The sequence below is a fragment of the Streptomyces lunaelactis genome (genome assembly GCF_003054555.1).
GTDB lineage: Bacteria > Actinomycetota > Actinomycetes > Streptomycetales > Streptomycetaceae > Streptomyces > Streptomyces lunaelactis.
Genome location: NZ_CP026304.1, coordinates 5,908,162 through 5,931,734 on the forward strand (window position 1 = coordinate 5,908,162; position 23,573 = coordinate 5,931,734).

The following is a 23,573-nucleotide window of genomic DNA, read 5'->3' on the forward strand; positions in this document are numbered from 1 at the left end:
AGCTAAGCGGTGTCGGGGAAGTCCGGGTGGGTGAAGGAGCGGGTCGAGGGCCGAGTCTGGCAAGGCGGAGGAAGGAGTCCACGCGGAGCGTCGGCGACTGACGACAACGCAGCCAGGCGACAGCCATCGGCCCGCGACGCCGCCCGGACTTCCCCGGGGCCGCTCAGAGCGCCCGCCGGCCGGGCCCCGGTCCAAGGGCGCGCGAGCAGGGTCCAAGTGCCATCCGGCGGAGTAGCTGACAGCGCGGGGTCCCGCAACTCCGTGGAACAATCGAACGTGGGCTCACGTGTACCACTGACGAGCAGGAGACACAGCACGATGCGCATCGGAGTTCTCACCGCAGGCGGCGACTGCCCCGGCCTGAACGCAGTGATCCGGTCGGTCGTGCATCGCGCCCTGACCGGGCACGGCGATGAAGTCATCGGTTTCGAGGACGGGTTCAAGGGGCTTCTCGACGGCCACTACCGTCCCCTCGACCTCAACGCGGTCAGCGGCATTCTCGCGCGCGGCGGTACGGTCCTGGGCTCCGCGCGCCTGGAGCGCGGCCGGCTGCGCGAAGCCGCCGAGACCGCCGCGGAGTTGGCGCAGCAGTACGGCATCGACGCGCTGATCCCGATCGGCGGCGAGGGCACGCTCACCGCGTCCCGGATGCTGGCGGACGCCGGGATGCCCGTCGTCGGCGTACCGAAGACCATCGACAACGACATCTCCGCCACCGACCGCACCTTCGGCTTCGACACCGCCGTCACGGTCGCCACCGAGGCCATCGACCGTCTGAAGACGACCGCCGAGTCGCACCAGCGCGTCATGGTCGTCGAGGTCATGGGCCGGCACGCGGGATGGATCGCGCTGGAGTCCGGCATGGCGGGCGGCGCGCACGGTATCTGTCTGCCCGAGCGGCCCTTCCAGGTCGAGGACGTGGTCAAGATGGTCGAGGAGCGCTTCTCGCGCGGCAAGAAGTTCGCGGTCATCTGCGTCGCCGAGGGCGCGCACCCGGCGGAGGGCTCGATGGACTACCAGAAGGGCGTGATCGACCAGTTCGGTCATGAGCGCTTCCTGGGCATCGGCAACCGCCTCGCCGCGGAGCTGGAGCAGCGACTCGGCAAGGAGGCGCGGCCGGTCATTCTCGGGCATGTGCAGCGTGGCGGCACGCCGACCGCGTACGACCGGGTGCTGGCGACGCGTTTCGGCTGGCACGCGGTGGAGGCGGTGCACCGCGGTGAGTTCGGGATGATGACGGCGCTGCGCGGTACGGACGTCACGATGGTGCCGCTGGCCGAGGCGGTCACCCAGCTGAAGCGGGTGCCGACGGACCGGATGCACGAGGCCGAGTCGGTCTTCTGACCCGGCCTTCCCCGGGGCCGCCTAGCCCTGCGCCACGTCCCAGAAGTGCTCGAGTATCCGCTCCAGGAACTCCCGGCCCGCCTCGCCCGTGTCCTGCGACGCCGAGCCCCAGCTCAGCGTCGCCACCATCCGGGACTGGTAGTCGGCGTGCAGCTGCTGCAGTACGTGCTCCAGGTCGTTCCGGTCCATCGGAAGCAACTTCGCGACCGGGCGCACATACGCCTGCCAGCGCGCCTTCACCGCGTCCCGCAGCAGGCCCGCCAGCTCGTCGTCCTGGCCGGTCGCCGTCAGCAGCTCGCGGGGCGTCAGGTACAGCACCTCGGCGAGCGCCGCGGTCTGCCGCTCGTTGCCCCGCCAGCGGCCCGACTCCTCCATCCGGACATACGCGGAGGCGTCCACGCCCACCCGCCGCGCCAGTTCGTCGGGGGCCATGTCCTGCGCCATCCGGTGCTCGCGCAGGCTGCTCGCCGCGGCGAGCAGCTCGCTCTGCGCGCACCACAGAACCCCCGCGAGCGCGGTGAGTTCATGGGAGGTGGGCGCGCGGAGCCCGCGCTCCCAGGTGAGCACCGTGTCCGGGGTGATCTGGAGCCCGTACTGGGCGCGGAGGCCGTACGCGACATGGCCTGGCGCCATACCCAGGGCTTCGCGCAGGCGGCGCGCGGCGAGGGCGTTGAAGCGTGGAGTAGGGGTGTGGTGCACGCGCACACGCTAGGGGGCGGAAGGGGGCGGCGACTACGGTGCGTTCCCCCAGAGCGACTTATCGTAGGAACCTCTGAGCTGATCGTTACCACTTGGTAACGTCACGTGACGATACAGGTTGGCCGATCACCCCTTGACCGCGCCGCCCAGTGCGAACCCGCCCCCCAGCCTCCGTGAGATCAGCACGTACAGCACCAGCACCGGCGCCGAGTACAGGATCGAGAACGCCGCCAGCTGCCCGTAGATCACCGAACCGTAGTTCCCGAAGAAGGTGAAGATCGAGACCGACGCCGGCAGCTGTTCGGGGGACAGGATCAGCATGAACGGGACGAAGAAGTTCCCCCAGAGCTGGATGAAGGTGTAGATCGTCACCACCGTCACGCCCGGCCCCATCAGCGGCAGTACGACCCTGGCCAGCGTCTGCAGATTCGACGCGCCGTCCGTCCAGGCCGCCTCCTCCAGGACCACCGGGACGCCGTCCATGAAATTCTTCATCAGCCAGATGGAGAACGGCAGTTGGGACGTGGCAAGGAAGAGCCCCGTGCCGTACATCGTGTCGATCAGATTGACCTGCACGAACAGTCCGTACACCGGAACCATGATCGCGGTGATCGGCAGACACGTCGTGAACAGGATCGTCAGCAGGTACGGCCGGCCCCAGCGCGAGCGGTGCCGCGAGAGCGGGTACGCCGCCAGCGCCGCGCACACCACCGTCAGCAGCGTCGCCCCGCCGCACAGCACCAGGCTGTTCAGCATCGGCGTGAACGTGATCTCGTCCGTGAGCACCGCGTCGAAGTTGTCCGCGGTGACGGACGAAGGGATCCGCACCCGCAGGTCCGCCTCCGCGTTCACCGACGCCAGCAGCAGCCAGGCCAGCGGGATCGCGAACGCCGCCGCGGTCAGCAGCAGGGCACCGTTGGCGGCGAGCCGGGCGCGGGTGGTCCGGCGCATCACACCTCCACCTTCATCAGGCGCAGATACACGATCGAGAACAGCGAGCCCACCAGCAGGAGCAGCAGCGCCACCGCCGTGCCGTAGCCGATCAGGCTCTTCAGGAACGCCTGGTCGTACATGAACACCGGCAGGGTCTGGCTGCGGTTGCCCGGACCGCCGCGCGTCATCGCCCAGATCAGGCCGAAGACCGAGAGGGTGGAGAGCGTGTTCAGCATCAGATTCGTACCGATGGAGCGGCGGATCATCGGCAGTGTGATGTGCCAGACCCGGCGCGGCCCGCTCGCGCCGTCGACCTCCGCTGCCTCCGTGATGTCGCGGGGGATCTCGGCGAGCGCGGCGGAGTAGATCAGCATCGAGAAGGCTGTGCCGCGCCAGACGTTGGCGAAGGACACCGCCAGGATCGGCAGCGTGAACAGCCAGTTCTGGCCCGGCAGATGGAGCCAGTCCAGCAGCGCGTTCAGCGTCCCCTCCCGGCGGAAGAACGTGTACAGCAGAAACGCCGCGACGATCTCCGGCAGGACCCATGCGGTGATCACGAGCGTGCCGGTGACGGTGCGTACGGGACGGGACGCGGCCCGCATCAGTCCCGCCAGCGCGAGCCCCAGCGTGTTCTGGCCGATGACCGCCGAGATGAACGTGAAGACGAGCGTGAGCCGGACGGCGTTACGGAAGTTGTCGTCGGCGAAGGCCCGGCGGAAGTTGTCCAGGCCGACGAAGTCGGAGCCCGACGCCCCCGTCAGCTGGGTGTTGGTGAAGGCGATCCAGACGCAGTAGCCGATGGGTCCGGCCAGGAAGAGCAGCAGCAGGGCGGTGGCGGGGGCGATCGGCGCCCACCGCCACAACCCCGTTCGTTTTGCGCTCACTTGGAGACGACCGCGCCGTCGGCGATGGTCCTCAGCTGGTCGTTGTACGCCTTCGCCGCGTCAGCCGCCGAGGCGTCACCCGTGGTCACCTTCTCCATCGCCTCGCCGATCGCCGTCGACACCTGCGGATAGACCGGCAGCGCGGGCCGGTAGTGCGTGTACTGGACGAGCCCGGTGAAGAAGTCGATGCCCGGCATGGACTTCAGATATCCCGGGTCCGCCGCCACGTCCTTGCGTACCGCGATCTGCGCGGCGACCACGCACCACCGCGTCGCGTTCTCCTTGGTCTGCAGCGTCTTGACGAAGTCGAAGGCCAGGTCGGGGTTCTTGGCCTTCTGTGGAACCGACCAGGCCCAGCCGCCGGACATGGACACCTTGCCGGGCGCCTGGCCGTTCTGGGTCGGCATCGGGGTCTGGGCGAGCTCCTTGCTCCACTCCGGCCACTCCTTGGGACCCTTGTTGATCCAGTTCTGGCCCATCCAGGAGCCGTCCAGGGAGATCGCCAGCTTGCCCTCGGGGAACCACTCGGTGGCGACCCGGGTGCCGACATTGGGGTCGAGCGCGTCGGTGACGTCCGGGCCGAGTTTCTCCGCGTACACCGTCCGCACGAAGTCGAGCGAGTCCTGGAAGCCCTTGCCCGCGCTGACCCACTTCTTGGCGGACGGGTCGTAGAGCGGATCGGCCCCGGTGCCGTACAGCAGCATCTCGAAGCCCTGCATCACGGCCGCCTCGCCTGGGCCCTTGCCGGTGTAGACATTGAGCGGAATGGCGCCGGGGACCTTCCGCTTGACGGTACGGGCCGCCTGCAGGATCTCCGCCCAGTTCCTGGGCTGCCAGTCGGCTGGCAGACCGGCCTCGGCGAAGATCGCCTTGTTGAACCAGAGGCCGCGGGTGTCCGTGCCGTCCGGGATGCCGTACGTCTTGCCGTCCTCCGCCTTGGCGGCCGCCTTCGCCGTGTCGACGAACTGGCTCCACTGGTCCCACTCGGGGAGATAGCCGTCCAGCGACTTCAAGTACCCCGCTTTGATGTCGGAGTTGATACGGAAGGTGTCCTCGTAGACCAGATCGGGGGCGGTCTTCGGGGAGCGCATCATCTGCTGCGCCTTGGTGGCGTAGTCGTTGTCCGGGGCCTGGACCGGGATCAGCTTGATCTTCTTGCCCGGGTGGTCCTTCTCGAACTGCTTCTTCGCGGCTTCGAGGTGGGCGTCCTTGAAGCGGATCTTGTTGTCGGTGGACCGGTTGTAGACGACCTTGACGGTGTCGCGGTCGCCGCCGGAGCCGCCGCCGCAGGCGGTGAGCGTTCCTGCGGCGAGCGCGGTGACGGCGGTGATGAGGATGAGTGGGGCGGTGGGGCGCACGAGCACGACCTCCTCTGAGCCGGGGGCTCCGAGGCGGGCCTCGGGCCACGGGGGCTGCCCGGTGACCGTAGGACCGGCCCATTCACAAGGCAATCCCCGTGCAGGGCAAGGTCGTTGAGCGGCACACGCAATATGTGCCGCCCGCCGTTCGTCGCTCGTTCAGCGGGTGGCCGGTTTCCAGCGGTACTGGAGCTCGGGGCGCCCGATCTGCCCGTACTGCGGACTGCGCGCCGCCCGCCCCTCCATGACCAGGTGCTCGAGGTAGCGGCGCGCGGTGATCCGCGAGATGCCGACGGCCGCGCCGGCCTCGGCAGCGGTGAGCCCGGCGGCGGACCCGCGCAGGGTACGGGTGACCGCCTCCAGCGTGGGGGCGCTGAGCCCCTTGGGCAGACCGGCACTGCCGTCGGCATGGGGCGCGCGGAGGGCGGCGAGTGCCCGGTCCACCTCGTCCTGGCCGCTGGCCTCACCGGCGGTGGCGCGGAACTCGGCGTAGCGGGTGAGCCTGTCGCGGAGGGTGGCGAAGGTGAAGGGCTTCAGGACGTACTGGACGACCCCGAGGGACACGCCCTCGCGCACGATCGCGAGGTCGCGGGCGGAGGTGACGGCGATGACGTCGGCGGAGTGCCCGGCGGCACGGAGGGAACGGACGAGGTGGAGCCCGTGCCCGTCGGGGAGGTACAGATCGAGGAGGAGGAGATCGACCCCGGTGCGCTCCAGTACGCGGACGGCTTCGGCGCGCGAGTGCGCGACCCCGGCGACGGCGAAGCCGGTGACGCGGCCGACGTAGAGCGCGTGCGCGTCGGCGGCGACGGGGTCGTCTTCGACGACGAGAACCCGGATGGGGGTGGGGGCGGCGGTCATGGGGCGACCTCCAGGCCCGAAACTGGGGCTCCGCCCCAGACCCCGCGCCTCAATCGCCGGCGGGGCTGGATTTGCGCACCCTGACTCATGCGCGGACCTCCGCCGGTCGCAGTGGCAGCCGGACCGTGAACTCCGCGCCGCCGTCCGGGCCCTCGGACAGCCGCACCGTGCCGCGGCTGCGGTGCGCCGCCTGCCTGACCAGCGCCAGGCCGAGACCGCGCCCGGCGCCGTGCGTGGACCAGCCGCGCCGGAACACCTCGTCCGCGTCCGCCGGGTCGACGCCCGCGCCCGTGTCGGCGACCCGCAGCAGCAGCTCGTCGTGGTCCGCGCGCGCGGTGACGACAACCCGGGCGCGCCGCGGGCGTACGGCCGTCGGCCCGGGCGCGTCGCCGCCCCGGCCCGTCGCCGCCTCCGCCGCCGCGTCGACCGCGTTGTCGATCAGATTGCCCAGGATCGTCACCAGGTCCCGCGCCGGCAGCGACCGCGGCAGGACCCCGTCGTCGATACGGCTGTCCGCCGCGAGCACCAGCTCCACACCGCTCTCGTTCGCCTGGGCCGCCTTGCCCAGCAGCAGCGCGGCCAGCACCGGCTCGCCGACCGCGCCGACGACCCGGTCGGTCAGGACCTGGGCCAGTTCCAGCTCGGCCGTTGCGAAGTCGACCGCCTCGTCCGCGCGGCCGAGCTCGATCAGCGAGACGACCGTGTGGAGGCGGTTGGCGGCCTCGTGCGCCTGGGAGCGCAGGGCCTGGGTGAAGCCGCGCTCGGAGTCCAACTCCCCCGAGAGTGCCTGGAGTTCGGTGTGGTCCCGGAGCGTGACCACGGTTCCGCGCTGCTCGCCGCCGACGACCGGGCTGGTGTTCACGACGATGACGCGGTCCGGGGTCAGATGCACCTCGTCGACCCGCGGCTCGGACGCCAGCAGCGCGCCGGTGAGCGGGGCCGGCAGGCCGAGGCTGTCCACCGGGCGGCCGACCACGTCGTCGCCGAGACCCAGCAGCTCCCTGGCTCCGTCATTGACCAGGGCGATCCGCCGCCTGCCGTCGAGCATCAGCAGCCCCTCGCGCACGGCGTGCAGCGCGGCCTCGTGGTAGTCGTGCAGCCGGCTCAGCTCGGCCGCGTTCATGCCGTGCGTATGCCGCCGCAGCCGCGCGTTGATCACGTACGTGCCGGTGCCGCCCAGCGCGAGTGCCGCGCCCGCGACCCCGAGCAGCCCGGCGACCTGCTTGCTCACCTGCTCGCTGATCTTCTGGATGGTGATGCCCGAGCTGACGAGCCCGATGATCTTCCCGTTGTCGTGTACGGGTGCCACCGTCCGTACCGAGGGGCCGAGCGTGCCCAGGTGCTTCTCGCTGTGGATCTTGCCCCTCAGCGCCTCGTCGATGCTCCCCAGATACTTCTTGCCGATATTGCCCGGCTCCGGATGCGTCCACCGCGTACCGTCCGGCGCCATGATCACGATGAAGGCGACGCCCGCGTCCTTGCGCAGCCCCTCCGCGTACGGCTGAAGGAGCTCGGTCGGATTCGCCGAGCGCGCCGCCGCGATGACCGAAGGCGAGCGCGCGACGGCGGTCGCGGTGGCCCTGGACTGCAGGCGCGCGGTCTCCTCGGCCTGGGAGCGGTCGGTGAGGTACGCGAAGAGGGCGCAGCCCGCCACGATCGCGGCGACCAGCACGACCTGCATCGCGAAGAGCTGGCCGGCGAGGCTGCGGGGGCGGGGTATGCGCATGGAGTAAGTCTGCCTGGCCGATTTCGTGTGAACGAAAAGAACGTAAGGGTGACCGGGGTCACAGGGTGGGCGATAGTCACGGCATCCATAGGGACATGGACAAACCGAACGAGGAGGACCCCGTGGCCACTGGAGCCGTCAGGCGGGACCGTACCCACTATCTCTATATCGCCGTGATCATCGCTGTCGCGGCAGGCATCGCCGTGGGTCTGGCCGCCCCCGACTTCGCCACGGAGCTCAAACCGCTCGGTACCGGCTTCGTGAACCTGATCAAGATGATGATCTCGCCGATCATCTTCTGCACGATCGTGCTGGGCATCGGCTCCGTACGCAAGGCCGCCAAGGTCGGCGCGGTCGGCGGCATAGCGCTCGGCTACTTCCTGGTGATGTCGATGGTGGCCCTCGGCATCGGCCTGGTCGTCGGCAACATCCTGCAGCCCGGGGACGGCCTCGCGCTGACCGACGCCGTCAAGGACGCGGGCCAGGGCCAGGTATCGGCCGAGGCCAAGGACACGACCGAATTCCTGCTCGGGATCATCCCGACCACGATCGTCTCCGCCTTCACCACCGGCGAGGTCCTTCAGACCCTCCTCGTCGCACTGCTCGCCGGCTTCGCGCTGCAGGCGATGGGCCCGGCGGGCCAGCCGGTGCTGCGCGGTGTCGAGCACATCCAGCGGCTCGTCTTCCGCATCCTCGCCATGGTGATGTGGGCCGCGCCGATCGGTGCTTTCGGCGCGATCGCCGCTGTCACCGGGTCGGCCGGACTGGACGCGCTGAAGAGCCTCGCCGTGCTGATGCTCGGCTTCTACGTGACCTGCTTCCTCTTCGTCTTCATCGTGCTCGGAGCGCTGCTGCGGTTTGTCGCGGGCCTCAACATCCTCACGCTCTTCAAGTACCTGGGGCGTGAGTTCCTGCTGATCCTGTCCACCTCCTCGTCCGAGTCCGCCCTCCCGCGGCTCATCGCGAAGATGGAGCACCTGGGCGTGAGCAAGCCGGTGGTCGGCATCACGGTCCCGACCGGCTACTCCTTCAACCTTGACGGCACCATGATCTACATGACCATGGCCTCGCTCTTCATCGCCGACGCGATGGGCGACCCGATGTCGATCGGGGAGCAGATCTCGCTGCTGCTCTTCCTCTTCGTGGCGTCCAAGGGCGCGGCGGGTGTCACCGGGGCCGGCCTGGCCACGCTGGCGGGCGGCCTGCAGTCGCACCGTCCCGAACTGGTCGACGGTGTCGGCCTGATCGTCGGCATCGACCGCTTCATGAGCGAGGCGCGCGCCCTGACGAACTTCGCCGGCAACGCGGTGGCGACCGTGCTGGTCGGGACCTGGACGAAGGAGATCGACAAGGTACAGGTCGGTGAGGTGCTGGCCGGGCGGCTCCCGTTCGACGAGAAGACGCTGCTCGACGACGGCCGCGACCACCCGGCTACGACGCCGGAAGCGGACTCGGGCACGGAGGCCGAGGTCCCGGAGCCGCGGGACGAGGACGAGCTGCGCGTGAAGGTCTGACGCCCGGCCTGCTCCGGCACTCCGCCGCCCGCCGCGTGGGCCGCGCCCACCTCGATCTGCCCCGCCCTCTGCCCTCCCCCTGGCAGAGGGCGGGGCTGCGTGACGGGCCGGGGCGCCCACGCCCGAAGGCTGCTGGGTGTCCCGGCCCGTCACGTCCCGGCCGGAGAACGCGAACGGAATGGTCACTGCTGGATCGGGTTGCCGTCCGTCCCGCAGATGTATCCGGCCACGATGCAGTTCGCCACCCGCCGCTTCAGCTCACCGTCGTCCCAGGCGTTGAAGAAGTCGCCGTGGAAGGTGTAGCCGGGCTGGTCGGTGACATTGGCGCCGTTCCTGGTGCCGGCGAGTGTGAGCCCGCCGCCGTTGACCGGCCAGGTGATCAGCAGCTCCAGCCGCGGTACGACCACCGGGTGCGACGCGGGACAGGTCTGCCCCGCCGCGTAGGTCATATGGTCCCGGTGGTTGGCGCTGTCCAGATTCTTCCCGTCCCAGCAGGTGGGGAAGTCCAGATAGTTCTCCAGCTTCGTGCCGGGCGGGCAGTTGATGAAGTCCCGGCTGGACTCGGGCCTGCCCACGCACGACCAGCGCGCGGCCGGGTTCTGGTCGGGGGAGCTTGCCAGGGCGTTGCCCACGACGTACCGCAGGCCGCGCGGATGGGCCACGGCCCTGGTCCGGTCGGTGATGCCCTGGTAGTAGACGGTGACCCGCTCGGGGGCCACCGGGGCTCCGTTCTTGTAGAGGGTGGGGGTCCAGTACGAGGAAAGGTCCACCGTGGGCGTGCAGTTGGTGGTGCCTGAGGCCAGCGACTGGAGCGTCGAGGACGCGTTCGCGGTCCTGTTCCCGTAGAACTCATGGATGTGCGAGCGGCCTGCCTGGCCGGGGAAGACGATCGGGTCGTCGCCCTTGCGGTGGCTGGAGAAGCAGTCCGCGCGGAACTCGCTGCCGCGCAGCGGGGCCGCCGCCTGCGCGACGATCGCGGCCGCCTGGGCGGCGGTGAAGGTGTACGCGTGGCCTGCGTGGCCCGACGCCGCGTGGCGCGAGGCAGCATGAGGGGCTGGTGCGTCGTTCCTCGCGGTGACCCATCCCGCCGTGACCAGGAAGATCACGGCGGCGGTGCTCGCGAGCAGTCGGTGGAGCATGAGGTCGTCCTCCTGGCAGGTTCAGTCGAAGGGGATGCGTACGACGGACTGGTTGCCGACACCGACCGTGCTGGACCCGCCGCCGATGGCGTTCCAGACCTCGATCCGCACCTTGCCGTTCGTCAGATCGCCGAGCGCCCCGGTCGACGACTTGAGCCCCTTGGCCTGCGTGTAGTGCTCCCAGCCCGCAACGGGATCGGTGGCGAAGTAGTGGTACGTCTCCGTCCGGTCCCAGCTGCCGTCGCCCGTACGGTCGTAACTCACCCTGACCTGCTGGCCGTTGGCGACCGTGGTGCCCGCGTCGACGAAGAGGTCGAACTGGGTGGAGCCGCCGTTGTACCTGCGGGTGATCCCGGACGAGGTGAAGACCTGCGGGTTATGCGGGGTGCCGTCGTAGTTGGCGCCGCCCGCCGATGCGAGGCTCACCGTCGCCGCCGATCCCGCCGCGTCGCCCGCGCCGCCTCCCGTGCGCAGATACAGCTGGGAGGAGCCGGACGGCGGCGGGGTCGTCGGCGGGTCGGTGGGGGGCGGGGTCGTCGGGTCGCCGGCGCCCTTGGTCCAGACGGCGACGTAGTCGACGAGCATGGGCCGGCCGGGGACGGTCGCGGGCGTCGGCGTCTTGCCGGCCAGCGCGTCGGGGAACGCGCCGCCGATCGCGACATTGAGCAGGATGAAGTAGCCCGCGTGGTTGGTCATGTTCGCCCAAGTCCCGGCGTCCATCCGGTTCTCGGCGACGCTGTGGAAGAGCTGGCCGTCCACGTACCAGCGCAGCTCGTTGGGGGAGGTGGAACGGTCCCACTCGAAGCGGTACGTGTGGAAGGCGGACTGGCAACTGGCTCCGGGGCAGGCGCGGTTGTTGGCGATGCCGCTGGTCTCGTTGCAGGGGCCGCCGGGATTGACCCCGCAGTGCAGCACGCCCCAGACGGAGTTGATGCCGTTGACGTTCTCCATGATGTCGAACTCGCCGATGGACGGCCAGTTCCAGAAATTTCCGCGGTACGGGGCGCCGAGGGCCCAGAACGCGGGCCAGTAGCCGAGCGCGGCCTGTCCGGTCACATTCGGCATCTGGATGCGGCCCTCGATGCGGAGCGTGCCGCCGGCCGGGGCCTTGAAGTTGGCGCGCTGGGTCTCGATACGGCCGGAGGTCCAGTTGCCCGCGCCGTCCCGGAGCGGGGTGATGCGCAGATTGCCGTTGCCGTCGTGGCTGAGGTTGTCGGGGTTGTTGGTGAAGTTCTGGATCTCACCCGTGCCCCAGTTGCCGGGCCCGCCGGGGTAGGCGTGCCCGAGGTCGATCTGCCAGTCGGCGGACGAGGGCAGGGTTCTGTTGGCGCCGTTGAAGTCGTCGCTCCACTGGAGGCTCCAGCCGGGCGTGGGCGGTACGTCGCCGCGCGCGGATCCTGCGCCGGTGACGGCGATGAAGCCGGCGAGGGCGACGGCCAGGGCGACGACGATGGTGAGGAAGGGGGTCCGTTTGATGCGGCTCGTGCTCAAGGAACACCTCCGGGAGGGGTGGTGCCGAGGGTGGTGCCAAGGAGGGGTGAGAGCGCTCTCACACAGTTTTGTAGATGTAGACAGTGCGGCCGTCAATGGCTCCGCTCCCTTAACTTCCTGAATGCAACAGGGAGTTGGGCCGAATCGCTGGTCAGGAGCGGGGCGCGACCGGGCGGTGACCGGAAGCTGTTCATCCGGTGAGTTGGCTGCCCGAGGCGTCGAGCTCCGCCAGGTCCGACTCGCTCAGTACGAGATCCGCAGCGGCCGCCGAGTCGCGGATGCTCCGGGGGCGGCTCGACCCTGGGATCGGGATCACCGTGGGGGACTGGGCCAGCAGCCAGGCGAGGGCGACCTGCTGAGGGCTCGCGCCGTGACTGCGTGCCACCTGGTGGAAGGCGGCGCAGGGTCCGGGCACGGACGGTCCGGACGGTCCGTCCAGGGAGCTGCGGGAGATGCCGCCGAGTGGGCTCCACGGCAGGAAGGCGATTCCCAGCTCCGCGCAGAGCCGCAGTTCCGCCTCGCTGTCCCGCACTGCCGGGGAGTAGCGGTTCTGGACCGAGACAAGGCGGTCGCCCAACATTCGGCGGGCCAGCCGGATCTGATCCGTGTTCACATTGGAGATCCCCGCCAGCCGGATCGTGCCCTCCTTCAGGAGGTCGTGGAGCGCTCCCAGTGAGTCGGCGAAGGGGACGGAAGGGTCCGGCTTGTGCAGTTGATAGAGACCGATCGCCTCGGTGCCCAGCCTGGACAGCGAGTCTCTCGCGGACCGCTTCAGATGCCGGGGGTCGCCGTTGACCGTCCAGTCGCCGTCGGGCGTCCGGCCTCGGCCGCCCTTCGTGGCGACCAGAACCTCGTCCGTGTCGCCGCGGTACGCCGTGAGCGCGCGGGCGACGAGGGACTCGCCCGGGCCCGGCTCGGCGCCCGGGGCGTAGTACGAATCGGCCGTGTCGATCAGCGTCACGCCCGCGTCGAGGGCGGCATGGACCGTGGCCCTGGCCTGTCGCTCGTCGGGGTGCCCTTCGATGGACAGCGGCATGGCGCCGAGCCCGATCGCACCCACCTGGAGATCACCGAGCCGCCGGTATCGCATTACCGGTTCTCCTCGCCCGAGCCGAGAGTCTCCGCGACGGCCTGCCGCAGCCATTCCGCCGAGTGCCGGAATGTGTATCCCAGCTCCGCAGCACACGCGTTGTCCATTCCATAGGAACGCGCAAAGGAGAACGGCGAAATCTCACCCACCTCCACCGGAAGGAATTCCGCCTTTCCGCCCACTTCGCGCTCGATCGCCGCGCAGATGTCGTCCGTCGTGAGTGTCCCGTACGCATTCGCGTTCACCGGACCGGTGAATTCCTGGCCGGCCGTCCACGCCAGAAAATCGGCGATCTCCTCGACGTACACATAGGTGGCCGGGTGGTTCTCGGCGGGCACGGCGATCGGCTCGCCCGCCCGGATCCGGCGGGCATAGTGGTCCACGCGGCCGGTGAAGTCGTCGTCCCCGCCCAGCACATGGGCGACGCGCACCGCCACATAACCGAATGCCGGATCCCGCGCGAGAACCGCCTCCGCCTGCCGCTTTCCCTCGCCGTAGTGCTCCTCGCGGTAGCTGGCGTCGTCCCATGGCGCCGCCAGATCGACCTGCACCGTCAGCGGGTCGACAGCCTCCTCGAGCACAGGAGCGGTGGAGTGTTCGTACTCGTACACCTCGACCGTCGACGTCATCACATAGCGCCGGGTGCGTCCCGCGAACACCCGCCGGGCGATGTCCGCCTGGCGCGGCGTATAGCAGACCTGGTCAAAGACCACATCGAAGGTGAGCGAACCGAGCGCCCCCCTCAGCGAATCCTCGTCATCGCGATCCGCGACAAGATGAGTCACTCCCGCAGGCGGAGCGGAGGACCCGCGATTGATGACGGTGACTCGGTCTCCCAAATCCAGCAACCGCTCTATGAGTCGCTTTCCGAAATACCGGTTCCCGCCGATGACGCATATCTCGCGCATTCCCAACTCCCTCTCGTCGTAGGTCAAGTGTTACGTTTATGGACCACAGCCTGAAGGGGGAGTCATGGGAGATCCGGCCGTCCAGCCGAAGGAACCACGGCAACTGCGTCCCGCCACCGGCGAAACCTCGGCGGCCGCCTTCGACCCCGTCGACCGCCACATCTTGGAGCTCGTCCAGCGGGACGGCCGCATCAAACTCAGCGAACTCGGCCGCCGCGTACGGCTGAGCCCGGCGGCGGTGACGGAACGGGTCCGCCGGCTGGAGGCCTGCGGCGCGATCACCGGATACGGCGCGCATGTCTCACCGGCCCGCCTCGGCTACGGCATCCAGGCCTTCATCCGCGTCAACCCGCACGGTGGCTACAACTTCAAGCACCCCAGAACGCTGGAGCTGCTCGCCCGCCCCGAGGTGATCGAGGCGCACCATGTCGTCGGCGAGGACTGCTGGATCATCAAGGTCGCGGTGGCCGACACGGTCCATCTCGAGGACGTACTGGAGCAGACCTCGGCGCTCGGCCGTACGACCACGTCGATCGTGCTGACCTCGCCGCTGGAGCGAAAGCCGCTGCTGCCACCGCAGTGACCTCGATGTTTACCCTTTGGTGGGTACCTGACTTATTTGTAGGTACTTGTACGGCGGTGCGCTGCGCAGAAGCATGGCGGCCATGTCCACCACGAACGCCCCACTCACCTCTGTCACCGTCATCGGCCTCGGCGCGATGGGCCGGGCCCTCGCCGGTGCCCTCCTCGACGCGGGCCACCCCACCACCGTCTGGAATCGCTCTCAGGACAAGGGCGAAGAGCTCGTCGCTCGTGGCGCGGTCCGTGCCGCGAGCACCGAAGTTGCCGTACGCGCAAGCGAGTTGACCGTCGTCTGCGTGGTCGACCACGACGCGTCGGCCGCGATCCTCGCGCCGCCGCCCTCGCGGACCGCGTCCTGGTCAACCTCACCTCGGACACCCCGGAGCGCTCCCGCGAGGCGGCCGCCTGGGCGGACGCTCACGGCATCGCCTACCTCGACGGCGCGGTCATGGTGCCGACCCCGCTCGTCTTCTACGGCAGCATCTCGGGCCTGGTGCACGCATACGCGCCGGCCACGGCCGACGGGGTCAAGGCCGTCGACATCGCCCCGTATCTGAACACCATCGTCCGGATCCTGCCGCCCATCGCGGAGTACACGGCGGCCAACATCGACGTGGGCAGCTATCCGGGTGCGCAGGCCAATCTGGGCATGATGGCGGCCGGCGTCGAGCACATCCTGCATGCGGCGCGCGCCCGTGGGCTCGACGTCTCTCAGCTGGAGTCGGTCAAGTCCGTCGCCGACCGGGCGATCGCGAAGGGCCATGGGGCGGACGACTGGGCGAGCACGTACGAGGCGGTCACCGGGTAACCGCTTACGCCGGATGGCCTCCCCGGTTGCCCGCTCCGCGGCCCCGCCGCAGTGTTGCAGGCGTACCGCCCCCGCCCGGCCCAGGGCTCTCGGCGAGGACTGATCAGAGGACTGATCATGCGAGGACGCGTGGCGCTGCACCCGGTACTGGAGCCCGTCCGGGACACGCCTCGAAGGACGACGGGTGGCCGTCCGCTCCTGTGGCTGCTGGCAGTTGCGGGGGTTTTCACCGCCACCCAGCTGATCCTCGTGGTCCCCGGCTCCGGGCTCGGCTGGGACGAGACCGTCTACGTCAGCCAGGTCGGAGGGAACGCCCCGCCCGCGTACTTCAGCGCGCCCCGCGCGCGGGGGATCTCCTACCTCGTCGCTCCGGTTGCCTCCCTGACGGCATCCACCACCGCGATCCGGGTCTGGCTGGCCCTGCTGTCCGGCGGCGGGCTGTTCGCCTGCTTGTGGATCTGGCGCAGGCTGCTGCCCGGCCCGGTGCTCGGCTGCGCGGGTGCGCTGTTCGCCTCTCTGTGGATCACCCTGTTCTACGGCCCCCGGGCCATGCCCAATCTGTGGTGTGCGCTCGGGGCCCTGGCAGCCGTCGGCTGGTTCCTGCGCGCCGTGCCCCGTCCCGGGGAACGCCGGGCGGTCATCGGTGTCGGGTCCGCTGTCGCCTTCGTTGTCCTCATGCGCCCTTCCGACGGGCTGTGGCTGACCCTGCCGATGGTCGCGTCGGCCCTGCTGGTTCCGGGGTGGCGCCGTCCGGCGGTGCTCGCCGCGGTCGTGGGCGGGTTCCTGATCGGGGCCGCGCCCTGGGTCGTCGAGGCGTACGCGCACTACGGCGGTCCGAGCGCCCGGCTCCATCGGGCCGACGAGATCCAAGGCGGACTTGGCTGGCACATGGCCGTGGACGACCAGGTGCGGGCCCTGGACGGGCGTTCGCTGTGCCGCCCGTGCGACGTGCCCTGGAAGTACCCGGTCGCCGCGGCATGGTGGTTCGCGCTGCCGGTACTCACGGCGGGAGGCATCGCGGCGGTGTTCCGCGCGCGCCTCGGCTCACGCATGCATCTGGGCTCACGCATGCATCTGGGCTCACGCACGCATCTGGGCTCAGGGCGGCGCCTCGGCTCACGCACGCATCTCGGCTCACGAACGCACCGAGGATCAGCCGCCCTGCTGGCGACCTTCGCCGCGGCAGCGCTCGCGCTGCCGTACCTCTTCCTCATCGACTACGCCGCGCCCCGTTTTCTCCTGCCCGCCTACGCGCTCCTGGCCCTGCCGGTGGCCGAGTGCCTCGTGTTCCTGGCCGCATTCGTGGCCACCGGCATCCGGCCGTCCCTCCGGCCGATCGGCGCCGGAGTCCTCGCCCTGACCCTCACCGGCCACCTCGCGATCCAGTACTGGATGCTCAGCCACATGGTGGGCGTCGGCCATTCCCTGCGTGCCCATTACTCGACGATCGCGGCCGGGCTGCACCGGCTGGGCGTACGTCCGCCCTGCATGGTCAGCGGCCACCATGCCGTCCCCATCGCCTACTACGCGGGATGCACCTCACGCCAGCCCAGCGGCCACGACGCCAGCATCACGCCCGACGGCATCGAAGCCGCCGCACGCCGCATGCCGGTGGCAGTCGTCGTGGTCGGCGGCAATGCTCCTCCGCCCTACGCGCGCACCTGGCGTGCCTCCGCCCTGCCTCACGTACGCGGCCTCGAAACGTACCGTGTCTACCTGCCGCCAACTCGCTTGCCTTGACCTCGGCGTCAAGGATTACCGTCCTGAACATGCGAATCGGCGAGCTCGCGGAGCGGGCGGGGACCACCACCCGCACCCTGCGCTACTACGAGTCCCGCGGGCTCCTGCCCGCGCGGCGCGCGGTGAACGGCTACCGCACGTACGACGAGGACGATCTGCGGCTGCTCCAGCAGATCAGGACCCTGCAGGACTTCGGGTTCGACTTGGAGGAGACCAGACCGTTCGTCGAGTGCCTGCGCGCCGGGCACCCGGCGGGGGACTCCTGTCCCGCCTCGATCGCGGTGTACCGCTCCAAGCTCGGCGAGCTCGATGCGCTCATCGAACAGCTCCAGTCGGTACGGGCCCAGGTCGGCGCGCAGCTCGCGCGCGCCGAGGCGGAACTGCCGGGCGGGCCCGAGCCGCTGTGCGAGCTGACCTACGGAGGGGAACCCGAATGATCCACGCAGCAGGCGTCGACGAGGTGACGGACGCCGACTTCGACGACGAGGTCCTCAGGGCCGACCGCCCGGTCCTGGTGGAGTTCACGGCCGACTGGTGCGGCCCGTGCCGCCAGCTCGCGCCCGTGCTGAGCGCGCTGGCGAGCGAGGAGGCCGACCGGCTCAAGGTGGTCCAGCTCGATGTGGACACCAACCCGGAGATCACGACGCGGTACGCGGTGCTGTCAATGCCGACGCTGATGGTTTTCCGCGAGGGGGAGCCGGTGAAGTCGATGGTGGGCGCCCGCCCCAAGCGCCGACTGCTCCAGGAGCTGGACGACGTGATCCAGGGGCGATCTAGCTAGGGGCTGTCCGGTGGGTCCGCCTCGCGCTGGATCTGGTCGGAGCGGATCGGTCACCGGATCTGTCACGGACGGCGGAGAACCGTATCCGGATCCGGCCGCCGCCACCGGGCCACCTGTCTCACGCCTCAGCCGTGGCGCCAGGGCTACTGGCCGGCGTCGTGGGCGGCGGCTGCGATGGCCTGGATGCCGATGGTCGAGAGCAGCGCGAACTGCTCGCTGGTCGAGGTGCCCGAAGGCGCGGAGAAGACCGCGATACGCAGGTCGCTCCCGGGGACGGTGAGGGTGTCGCAGTCCACGGTGACGGGGCCGAGTTCGGGATGGTGGATGGTTTTGCTGTCGGCGGTGTGGAAGCCCACGCTGTGGGAGCGCCACAGCTCGTCGAAGCGCCTGCTCTCATGCCGTAGGTCGGCGATCAGCGATCGGAGCTCCGTGTCCGCGGGGTAGCGGGCGCTGGATGTGCGCAGGTCGGAGACGAGGGCGGTCTCGAACCGGGCCTCCTCATCGGGGGTGTGGCTGACGCGGGTGGGCAGGTGGGTGAAGTGGCGCCACGCGACGTTGCGCTCCCTGCCGCGCGAGGCTGACGGGTCACCGATCAGCGCCGCCCACAGTGCGTTCCACGAGATCAGGTTCCACGCCGCGTCGTGAACGCTGAACGGGGTGCCGCGCAGTTGGTCCAGCAGCCGCTGGACACCGGGCCCGACATGCTGGGAGACCTGCCCTGTCGAGGGAACGGCCTGCCCACCGAGGAGGAAGAGGTGGTCCCGCTCGGCCTGCGACAGTCGCAGGGCGCGGGAGAGCGCGGCGAGGACCTGGGGAGAAGGTGAGGTGGCGCGGCCCCGTTCCAGGCGCACGACGTAGTCGACGGAGAGCCCCGCGAGCTGGGCCAGTTCCTCGCGGCGCAGTCCCGGAGCGCGCCTGACGCCGTTGACCGGGAGCCCCGCGTCCTGGGGGCTGGTCCGGTCGCGCCATTGGCGCAGAGCTGTGCCGAGTGCCGTGCTGTCCTGAGTCACCCCCCTATTGTCCGCCATCGGCCCGGCCGCAGCCTGGTACTGCCAGACCCCCCGCCGGCCGGGGCTCTCCCTCGATCAGTGCCGGTCAGCAAAGGTTGAGGACATCGCCACCGCAGTGATGACGGAGACGAACAAGGGCTCGTATGCGAAGCGGCGTGCCGCTTCGTCGAGCGGGACCACGCCCGTGGCCCCATCCCCCGGTGACAACGCGCACCACCCCCCGTCGGCCCTCTGGGCCGCCGACCTACGGAGCATGACGATGACCACGAACCACGAGACCGCCCTGGACACCGCAAAGGCCCTTTTCGCCGCCTTCGAGGGACGCGACCCGCAGGGCGTGCGCGCCCTCCTCGTGCCCCACGCCAACATCACCATCCCGCTCTCCATCGAGGGCACGCCCGACCCCTGGTACGTCTTCGACGGCATCGAGCACGTGATGGGCTACATCGAGTCCGTCGCCGCGAAGTTCGACCACGTCGCCTTCCTCGACAAGGTCTACACCGTCAGCGAGGACGCCAAGTCGGTCTTCCTGCAGGCCAACGGCGACATCCTGTCCACCGCCGAACAGCTCGTCTACCGCAACGTGTACGTCTTCCGTCTCGACATCCAGGACGCCAAGGTTGCCAAGGTCTGGGAGTACGCCAACCCCGTCGCCTACGCCAACCTCGGCATCAAGAACTCCGACGCCGAAGCAGCCGCCCAGGCCCGCTGAACACGATGTGCTGTGCCCGGAGCTTCTGCTCCGGGCACACACCCGCAGAACGCCGGTCGGGTCGGATGTCGCCTGTCCAGCACAGCACCCCGGCCGGCCGTGGACAGCGTCGAGAGATGGTGTGTTCTCCTCACAGTCCGGCCGCCATCGCTGACGTGGACCGCATGGCATTGGCGTACGCGTGCTGAACAGCGGCCCCCAGATGCCGCACAACTTCAGCGCGCGCGGTCGGCGGGGCGATCACGGCCATGCATGGCATTTGACAGCTCGAACGCAGCACGTCAAAGTCCCGGCGTGAGCGAGACCAACGATCTGACGCCGGCCGAGGCGCGTGTATGGCGGGCCTTTCCGCGAGGCGAGTCCGTGGACTTCCGCGCCGCCGAGAACGAGGATCCGGCGCTCGGCAACACCTGGGGCGCCGAGCGCCGCATTCCGATGCTGGAGCGGGACGGCGACCGGTATGAGCCGTACGGCTACGAGCAGTTGATGGCGGCCTACCGCCACGTCGGTGACGACGACGCGGCCCGGCTCGTCCAACTCGCCAAGCAGCGCCGCCGACGCACCACGCTCACCTGGTACGGACGGCTGTGGGGGTACGTCCAGGACGCCACCGTCGGCTACGGCTTCCGCCCGTTGCGCGCGGCCGTCTGGCTGCTGTCCCTCATGACCATCGGATCGATCGCGTACGGCCTGGACCACCCACGCCCCATCAAGGCGGACGAGGCCCCTGACCTCAACCCCGTCTTCTACACACTCGACCTGCTCCTGCCCGTCATCAACTTCGGCCAGGAGTCAGCGTTCGCCCCTGACGGCTGGCACCAGTGGCTGTCGTACGCCCTGATCATCACTGGCTGGATACTGGCGACGACGATCGTCGCGGGCGTGACCCGTACGGTCAGCCGCCAATGACCCCCTCCAGAACCCGCGAAAACCTCGCAGAACGCCCTCTGAGAGGGACGCGGGGAGAGCGGACGCGGCGACGGTGCGAATCCGCAGCGACCGTTACGACAGTCCGAGTTCCTTGCCGCGCGGGACCAGTACGTCACGCACATCGGCCCATGCGGCGTCGCTCAGCAGCGGGCGCCACTGCGTGAACAGCCGCAGCAGCGAGGCGCCGTGCCGAGTCCGGAAGGCCCCGTCCGCCCGTGCCAGGTCGAGTTCATTGACCGCCGTCAGCTCGGCGAAGTCCCGGCGCCGGGCGCGCGAAGGCGGGTACGTCCCGCCCGTGAAGCGGTCCCGGAACGCCGCGTCCTCGTCCGCGAGCGTCGCGTACGACGCCCTGCGGTCGCAGCTCGCGTAGAAGTACACGAGCTCCTCCGCCTCCGTCCCGATCACCGCCGCCAGCTCGGAGCGCCGGTCCAGTGGCAGCAGGGCGTGCGCGAACCCGTCCGTGCCGTAGAACGCGTGGCACAGCCCGGCCAGTTGGAGTTCCGGCCGCGCGCCCCACTGGGACAGGCGCTGCCGGACCCGGTCCAGGTGGGCGAGCAGCGTCCCGCCCGGATGCGGCATCCCCTCGGCGCCGTGCTCCCGCAGCAGCGCGACCGCTTCCTTCGTGCTCCCTGATATGTCCACGCACAGAAAAATACCCCGGAACCGAATTGGCGGCCGGGGTCTTTCTTCGCGTATATTAAGTGTTTACGTATGCGTGTGCGCTAAAGCATGCAGGGAAGTTCAATAAAGGCACTGTATCGCGTCAGGAGCTGAATTGTCAACCGAGGAAATGCGGCAGGAACAACAATTCGTCTCTCTCGCCCACGAGCGGCTCGACCAGCTCAGGGCCGAGGCCGAAGCCGCCATGCTCTTCACGATCGCGCAGGTCAGCACCGGTCTTCAGGCGCGAGTGGAGCGCGATGTCGGCGTGGCCGAGCACTCCGCCTCCCTCGCCGCGCTGAATGCCGCCGACTCCGGGCTCTGTTTCGGGCGTATCGACCGGCGCGACGGAGTCACGCACCACATCGGGCGTACGGGAATCCGGCGGGACGACCTGGAGCGGACTCCGCTGCTGATCGACTGGAGGGCTCCCGCCGCGCGGCCGTTTTATCTCGCGACCGGATATGAGCCGATGGGTTTGCGCCGGCGGAGGCACATCACCACCCAGGGGCGCACCGTCACCGCGCTGCACGACGAGATCATGGATCTCGCCGACACCAACCGCACCGGATACGAGTCGCACGACGCCGACGAGGTGCTGCTCGCCGCGCTGAACAGCGCCCGTACCGGTCGGATGGGCGACATCGTGTCGACCATCCAGGCCGAGCAGGACCGCATCATCCGCGCCCCGCGGCGCGGAGTGCTCGTCGTCGAGGGCGGGCCGGGGACCGGGAAGACCGCGGTCGCTCTGCACCGGGCCGCGTATCTGCTGTACGCGAACCGGGAGCAGTTGGCCAAGCGTGCCGTGCTGATCGTCGGACCCAACCCTGCCTTCCTGGGCTACATCGGCGAGGTGCTGCCCTCACTCGGTGAGACGGGCGTGCTGCTGGCGACGGTCGGCGAGCTGTTCCCCGGCGTTACGGCCACGGGCACGGACAGCCCCGCCGCCGCGGCCGTCAAGGGCCGGGCGGACATGGCCGGCGTACTGGCCGAGGCGGTACGGGACCGGCAGGAGGTGCCCGAGAAGGACGCGCCGATCGTCATCCGGCACGACGACGGGGAGCTGCTGCTCGACTGGGACATGGCCGTCGAGGCCCGGCACAAGGCCCGCGAGACCGGCCTGCCGCACAACCTGGCCCGCCCGCACTTCGTCTTCCGGATCATCGACGACCTGACCACCCAGCTCGCCGACCGGATCGGCGCGGACCCGTACGGCGGCCCGAACTTCCTCGGCCCCGACGACATCGCCCAGCTCGGCAAGGGCATCGCCGCGAGCGCCGAGGTGCACGCCGCGATCGCGTCGCTGTGGCCCCCGCTCACCCCGCAGGGGTTCCTCGCCGGGTACCTGGAAGACCCCACCCATCTGCCCGAGCACGAAGCCGAGTTGATCCGGCGCACCGCCACCGCCTGGACTGGCACCGCCTGGACCGGCACCGCGTGGACCGCCGCCGACGTGCCCCTCCTCGACGAGGCCGCCGAGCTCCTCGGCGAGGACGACTCCGCCGCCCTGGCCGCCGCCGAGGCCGAGCAGGCGCGGCAGATCGCCTACGCACAGGGCGTCCTCGACGTCTCGTACGCCTCCCGTACATACGAGTTCGAGGACAAGCACGACGACGATTCCGAGGTCCTCGCCGCGCACGACATCATCGACGCCGAGCGCATGGCCGAGCGGCAGGAGGAGGCCGACCACCGCAGCGCCGCCGAGCGTGCCGCCGCCGACCGGACGTGGGCCTTCGGGCACATCGTCGTCGACGAGGCGCAGGAGCTGTCGGCCATGGCCTGGCGGCTGCTGATGCGCCGCAGTCCGACCCGCTCGATGACCCTGGTCGGCGACCCGGCGCAGACCGGCGACCTGGCCGGGTGCGATTCCTGGCAGGAGATCCTCGCTCCGTACGTCGGCGACCGCTGGGAACTGGCCCGGCTCGGCGTCAACTACCGTACGCCTGCCGAGATCATGGAGTACGCGTCCCGGCGGCGCCGGATCACCGACCCCGCCTTCGAGCCGCCGCGCTCCATCCGGTCGACGGGGGTACGGCCCTGGGAGCTCACGATGCCGCTCGGAGAGGTGGCCCGGCTCGCCGCCGCCGAGACCCCGGACGAGGGCAGGCTCGCGGTGATCGCCCCGCGCGAGCTGCACGCCGAGCTCGCAGGGCTGGGACAGGGCGACGGTCCGCTGGATCTGTCCCGGCCCGTCGTCCTCATCGACCCCCGCCAGGCGAAGGGCCTCGAGTTCGACACCGTCCTCGTCGTCGACCCCGGCCGGATGAGCGCCAACGATCTCTATGTGGCGCTCACCCGGGCCACGCAGCGGCTCGGGGTGGTGCATCCGGGCCGGGGCCGTCCGGCAGCCGGTTCGTCCTCAAGCACCGGACGGGTCCGGCCGAGCCTGCCCGGCGATTGAGG

General features: G+C 69.9%; 20 protein-coding genes and 2 pseudogenes. 10 read left to right on the forward strand and 12 right to left on the reverse strand.

The window, feature by feature from the left end; translation table 11 throughout:
• The first annotated feature begins 318 nt into the window (after positions 1 to 318).
• On the forward strand, positions 319 to 1,344 hold the full coding sequence (locus SLUN_RS27420; RefSeq protein ID WP_108152666.1) for an ATP-dependent 6-phosphofructokinase: 1,026 nt from the start codon (positions 319 to 321) through the stop codon (positions 1,342 to 1,344).
• Positions 1,345 to 1,365: 21 nt separating this feature from the next.
• Here the strand turns inward: SLUN_RS27420 and SLUN_RS27425 are convergent, their stop codons facing one another.
• From SLUN_RS27425 to SLUN_RS27450, 6 genes are all read right to left on the reverse strand, one after another.
• Positions 1,366 to 1,977 carry a helix-turn-helix domain-containing protein gene (locus SLUN_RS27425; protein WP_254708534.1) on the reverse strand — a complete coding sequence of 204 codons (612 nt, stop codon included), beginning with the start codon at positions 1,975 to 1,977 and terminating at the stop codon, positions 1,366 to 1,368.
• Positions 1,978 to 2,169: 192 nt separating this feature from the next.
• Positions 2,170 to 2,994, reverse strand: coding sequence for a carbohydrate ABC transporter permease (locus SLUN_RS27430; RefSeq protein WP_108152668.1), 825 nt, complete (start codon positions 2,992 to 2,994; stop codon positions 2,170 to 2,172).
• A complete protein-coding gene (locus SLUN_RS27435) occupies positions 2,994 to 3,860 on the reverse strand; it encodes a carbohydrate ABC transporter permease (protein ID WP_175312972.1) in 867 nt (288 codons plus the stop codon). Before SLUN_RS27435 ends, SLUN_RS27430 begins: the two co-directional genes overlap by 1 nt.
• Complete coding sequence (locus tag SLUN_RS27440; protein ID WP_108154963.1) at positions 3,857 to 5,218, reverse strand: extracellular solute-binding protein; 1,362 nt, start codon at positions 5,216 to 5,218, stop codon at positions 3,857 to 3,859. The genes SLUN_RS27435 and SLUN_RS27440 overlap by 4 nt, the downstream gene beginning before the upstream one ends.
• Positions 5,219 to 5,377: 159 nt before the next feature.
• Entirely contained in the window at positions 5,378 to 6,079 is a 702-nt protein-coding gene (locus tag SLUN_RS27445) for a response regulator (RefSeq protein ID WP_108152670.1), read from the reverse strand.
• 85 nt (positions 6,080 to 6,164) lie between these two features.
• Positions 6,165 to 7,805, reverse strand: a complete 1,641-nt coding sequence (locus tag SLUN_RS27450; protein WP_108152671.1) for a sensor histidine kinase — start codon at positions 7,803 to 7,805, stop codon at positions 6,165 to 6,167.
• A gap of 122 nt (positions 7,806 to 7,927) precedes the next feature.
• Here SLUN_RS27450 and SLUN_RS27455 point away from each other — a divergent pair, with 122 nt between their 5' ends.
• Complete coding sequence (locus SLUN_RS27455) at positions 7,928 to 9,319, forward strand: cation:dicarboxylate symporter family transporter (protein WP_257153802.1); 1,392 nt, start codon at positions 7,928 to 7,930, stop codon at positions 9,317 to 9,319.
• Positions 9,320 to 9,501: 182 nt separating this feature from the next.
• Here the strand turns inward: SLUN_RS27455 and SLUN_RS27460 are convergent, their stop codons facing one another.
• The 4 genes from SLUN_RS27460 to SLUN_RS27475 all read right to left on the reverse strand — a co-directional run bounded on the left by SLUN_RS27460 (position 9,502) and on the right by SLUN_RS27475 (position 13,947).
• Positions 9,502 to 10,458 carry a DUF1996 domain-containing protein gene (locus SLUN_RS27460; protein WP_108152673.1) on the reverse strand — a complete coding sequence of 319 codons (957 nt, stop codon included), beginning with the start codon at positions 10,456 to 10,458 and terminating at the stop codon, positions 9,502 to 9,504.
• A 21-nt stretch (positions 10,459 to 10,479) separates the two neighbouring features.
• Complete coding sequence (locus SLUN_RS27465; protein WP_108152674.1) at positions 10,480 to 11,949, reverse strand: glycoside hydrolase family 16 protein; 1,470 nt, start codon at positions 11,947 to 11,949, stop codon at positions 10,480 to 10,482.
• A 190-nt stretch (positions 11,950 to 12,139) separates the two neighbouring features.
• On the reverse strand, positions 12,140 to 13,039 hold the full coding sequence (locus SLUN_RS27470; RefSeq protein ID WP_108152675.1) for an aldo/keto reductase: 900 nt from the start codon (positions 13,037 to 13,039) through the stop codon (positions 12,140 to 12,142).
• Positions 13,039 to 13,947 (reverse strand): NAD-dependent epimerase/dehydratase family protein, encoded by a 909-nt coding sequence (locus SLUN_RS27475; protein ID WP_108152676.1) that lies wholly within the window; start codon positions 13,945 to 13,947, stop codon positions 13,039 to 13,041. Before SLUN_RS27475 ends, SLUN_RS27470 begins: the two co-directional genes overlap by 1 nt.
• A gap of 64 nt (positions 13,948 to 14,011) precedes the next feature.
• Here SLUN_RS27475 and SLUN_RS27480 point away from each other — a divergent pair, with 64 nt between their 5' ends.
• The 5 genes and pseudogenes from SLUN_RS27480 (at position 14,012) to trxA (ending at position 17,858) form a co-directional block, all read left to right on the forward strand.
• The gene (locus SLUN_RS27480; RefSeq protein WP_108152677.1) at positions 14,012 to 14,530 is read left to right on the forward strand and encodes an Lrp/AsnC family transcriptional regulator; all 519 of its coding nucleotides are present in this window, start codon (positions 14,012 to 14,014) and stop codon (positions 14,528 to 14,530) included.
• A 73-nt stretch (positions 14,531 to 14,603) separates the two neighbouring features.
• A pseudogene (locus tag SLUN_RS42715) lies at positions 14,604 to 15,337 on the forward strand (NAD(P)-dependent oxidoreductase).
• Between the two features lie 117 nt (positions 15,338 to 15,454).
• Complete coding sequence (locus SLUN_RS27490) at positions 15,455 to 17,077, forward strand: glycosyltransferase family protein (RefSeq protein WP_254709779.1); 1,623 nt, start codon at positions 15,455 to 15,457, stop codon at positions 17,075 to 17,077.
• Between the two features lie 29 nt (positions 17,078 to 17,106).
• Positions 17,107 to 17,514 carry a MerR family transcriptional regulator gene (locus SLUN_RS27495; RefSeq protein ID WP_108152678.1) on the forward strand — a complete coding sequence of 136 codons (408 nt, stop codon included), beginning with the start codon at positions 17,107 to 17,109 and terminating at the stop codon, positions 17,512 to 17,514.
• The gene (gene trxA, locus SLUN_RS27500; RefSeq protein WP_108152679.1) at positions 17,511 to 17,858 is read left to right on the forward strand and encodes a thioredoxin; all 348 of its coding nucleotides are present in this window, start codon (positions 17,511 to 17,513) and stop codon (positions 17,856 to 17,858) included. The genes SLUN_RS27495 and trxA overlap by 4 nt, the downstream gene beginning before the upstream one ends.
• Positions 17,859 to 18,001: 143 nt before the next feature.
• Here trxA and SLUN_RS27505 read toward each other — a convergent pair whose 3' ends face one another.
• The gene (locus SLUN_RS27505) at positions 18,002 to 18,886 is read right to left on the reverse strand and encodes a helix-turn-helix transcriptional regulator (protein ID WP_108152680.1); all 885 of its coding nucleotides are present in this window, start codon (positions 18,884 to 18,886) and stop codon (positions 18,002 to 18,004) included.
• A 241-nt stretch (positions 18,887 to 19,127) separates the two neighbouring features.
• On the opposite strand from SLUN_RS27505, the gene SLUN_RS27515 reads away from it, so the two are divergent.
• Together SLUN_RS27515 and SLUN_RS27520 are read left to right on the forward strand one after the other, a co-directional pair.
• The gene (locus SLUN_RS27515) at positions 19,128 to 19,580 is read left to right on the forward strand and encodes a nuclear transport factor 2 family protein (RefSeq protein ID WP_108152682.1); all 453 of its coding nucleotides are present in this window, start codon (positions 19,128 to 19,130) and stop codon (positions 19,578 to 19,580) included.
• Between the two features lie 417 nt (positions 19,581 to 19,997).
• Positions 19,998 to 20,489, forward strand: a pseudogene (locus SLUN_RS27520) (membrane-associated oxidoreductase); the annotation flags it as partial.
• A gap of 93 nt (positions 20,490 to 20,582) precedes the next feature.
• On the opposite strand, the gene SLUN_RS27525 reads toward SLUN_RS27520, so the two are convergent.
• Positions 20,583 to 21,152, reverse strand: a complete 570-nt coding sequence (locus tag SLUN_RS27525; RefSeq protein WP_371413854.1) for a DUF6817 domain-containing protein — start codon at positions 21,150 to 21,152, stop codon at positions 20,583 to 20,585.
• Between the two features lie 148 nt (positions 21,153 to 21,300).
• Between SLUN_RS27525 and SLUN_RS27530 the strand changes: the two genes are divergently transcribed.
• Positions 21,301 to 23,571 (forward strand): HelD family protein, encoded by a 2,271-nt coding sequence (locus SLUN_RS27530; RefSeq protein WP_108152683.1) that lies wholly within the window; start codon positions 21,301 to 21,303, stop codon positions 23,569 to 23,571.
• Positions 23,572 to 23,573 lie beyond the last annotated feature (2 nt).

What these genes read in the sequence shown, in the direction of transcription:
- SLUN_RS27420 (WP_108152666.1), top strand. Translation starts at nt 319, where the DNA reads ATGCGCATCGGAGTTCTCACCGCAGGCGGCGACTGCCCCGGCCTGAAC.
- SLUN_RS27425 (WP_254708534.1), bottom strand. Translation starts at nt 1,977, where the DNA reads ATGGCGCCAGGCCATGTCGCGTACGGCCTCCGCGCCCAGTACGGGCTC.
- SLUN_RS27430 (WP_108152668.1), bottom strand. Translation starts at nt 2,994, where the DNA reads ATGCGCCGGACCACCCGCGCCCGGCTCGCCGCCAACGGTGCCCTGCTG.
- SLUN_RS27445 (WP_108152670.1), bottom strand. Translation starts at nt 6,079, where the DNA reads ATGACCGCCGCCCCCACCCCCATCCGGGTTCTCGTCGTCGAAGACGAC.
- SLUN_RS27450 (WP_108152671.1), bottom strand. Translation starts at nt 7,805, where the DNA reads ATGCGCATACCCCGCCCCCGCAGCCTCGCCGGCCAGCTCTTCGCGATG.
- SLUN_RS27460 (WP_108152673.1), bottom strand. Translation starts at nt 10,458, where the DNA reads ATGCTCCACCGACTGCTCGCGAGCACCGCCGCCGTGATCTTCCTGGTC.
- SLUN_RS27470 (WP_108152675.1), bottom strand. Translation starts at nt 13,039, where the DNA reads ATGCGATACCGGCGGCTCGGTGATCTCCAGGTGGGTGCGATCGGGCTC.
- SLUN_RS27475 (WP_108152676.1), bottom strand. Translation starts at nt 13,947, where the DNA reads ATGCGCGAGATATGCGTCATCGGCGGGAACCGGTATTTCGGAAAGCGA.
- SLUN_RS27480 (WP_108152677.1), top strand. Translation starts at nt 14,012, where the DNA reads ATGGGAGATCCGGCCGTCCAGCCGAAGGAACCACGGCAACTGCGTCCC.
- SLUN_RS27490 (WP_254709779.1), top strand. Translation starts at nt 15,455, where the DNA reads ATGCGAGGACGCGTGGCGCTGCACCCGGTACTGGAGCCCGTCCGGGAC.
- SLUN_RS27495 (WP_108152678.1), top strand. Translation starts at nt 17,107, where the DNA reads ATGCGAATCGGCGAGCTCGCGGAGCGGGCGGGGACCACCACCCGCACC.
- trxA (WP_108152679.1), top strand. Translation starts at nt 17,511, where the DNA reads ATGATCCACGCAGCAGGCGTCGACGAGGTGACGGACGCCGACTTCGAC.
- SLUN_RS27505 (WP_108152680.1), bottom strand. Translation starts at nt 18,886, where the DNA reads ATGGCGGACAATAGGGGGGTGACTCAGGACAGCACGGCACTCGGCACA.
- SLUN_RS27515 (WP_108152682.1), top strand. Translation starts at nt 19,128, where the DNA reads ATGACCACGAACCACGAGACCGCCCTGGACACCGCAAAGGCCCTTTTC.
- SLUN_RS27530 (WP_108152683.1), top strand. Translation starts at nt 21,301, where the DNA reads ATGCGGCAGGAACAACAATTCGTCTCTCTCGCCCACGAGCGGCTCGAC.